The sequence below is a fragment of the Paraburkholderia sp. BL18I3N2 genome (assembly GCF_003001875.1).
GTDB lineage: Bacteria > Pseudomonadota > Gammaproteobacteria > Burkholderiales > Burkholderiaceae > Paraburkholderia > Paraburkholderia phytofirmans.
In genome coordinates this window covers 1-1,096 of sequence record NZ_PVNC01000074.1, presented here as the reverse complement: position 1 = coordinate 1,096, position 1,096 = coordinate 1, and the positions used below count along the sequence as shown (strand labels likewise).

The window sequence follows — 1,096 nt, the reverse complement described above, 5'->3', positions numbered from 1 at the left end:
TACGTCGGCGACCACTGCAGCGCGATCCGCGAAGTGCTCGCGCGCGGCACGCCGGGCGAGACGTACAACATTGGCGGCTGGAACGAGAAGAAGAACCTCGACGTGGTCCACACGCTGTGCGACCTGCTCGACCAGTTGCGCCCGAAGACGGGCGCGTCGTACCGCGATCAGATCACCTATGTGAAGGATCGTCCGGGCCACGACCGCCGTTATGCAATCGACGCGCGCAAGCTCGAACGCGAACTCGGCTGGAAGCCCGCGGAAACGTTCGAAACGGGTCTCGCGAAAACGGTCCAGTGGTATCTGGACAATCAGGCATGGTCGGACGAAGTCGCTTCGGGCGACTATCGCAAGTGGGTTGAGACCAACTACGCGCAGCGCGCGTAAAGGCACGGCAATGGCGCGCAAAGGCATTATTCTCGCGGGCGGTTCGGGCACACGCCTGTATCCGATCACGCACGTGGTTTCCAAGCAGTTGCTGCCGGTCTACGACAAGCCGATGATCTACTACCCGCTGTCCACGCTGATGGTGGCGGGCATTCGCGATGTGCTGATCATCTCCACGCCGCAGGACACGCCGCGCTTCGAAGCAATGCTGGGCGACGGCAGCCAGTGGGGCATGAATATCCAGTACGCGGTTCAGCCGTCGCCGGACGGGCTCGCGCAGGCGTTCATCATCGGCCGGGATTTCGTGGGCAACGATCCGTCGGCGCTGATTCTCGGCGACAACATTTTCTACGGCCACGATCTGGCGAAGCAGCTCGAGCGCGCCAGCGAGAAGACCGACGGCGCCACGGTCTTTGCGTACCACGTGCACGATCCTGAGCGTTATGGCGTGGTCGAATTCGACAGGCAGTTCCGCGCGCTGTCGATCGAAGAGAAGCCTGCCAAGCCGCGTTCGAACTATGCCGTCACGGGTCTGTACTTCTATGACAACCAGGTCTGCGACATTGCCGCGGACATCAAGCCGTCGTCGCGTGGCGAACTCGAAATTACCGACGTCAACTCGCGTTATCTCGCCAACGCCGCGCTCGAAGTGGAAATCATGGGCCGTGGTTACGCGTGGCTCGATACCGGCACGCATGACTCGCTGATC

General features: G+C 61.9%; 2 protein-coding genes. Both read left to right on the top strand.

The window, feature by feature from the left end; all coding sequences use genetic code 11:
* Window positions 1–387, top strand: a 387-nt coding sequence (locus B0G75_RS40055) for a GDP-mannose 4,6-dehydratase (RefSeq protein ID WP_181309457.1), incomplete at its 5' end; no start/stop codon positions are given.
* A 10-nt stretch (window positions 388–397) separates the two neighbouring features.
* Window positions 398–1,096: glucose-1-phosphate thymidylyltransferase RfbA (gene rfbA, locus B0G75_RS40050; RefSeq protein ID WP_106314961.1), on the top strand; the 699-nt coding region annotated here is incomplete at its 3' end.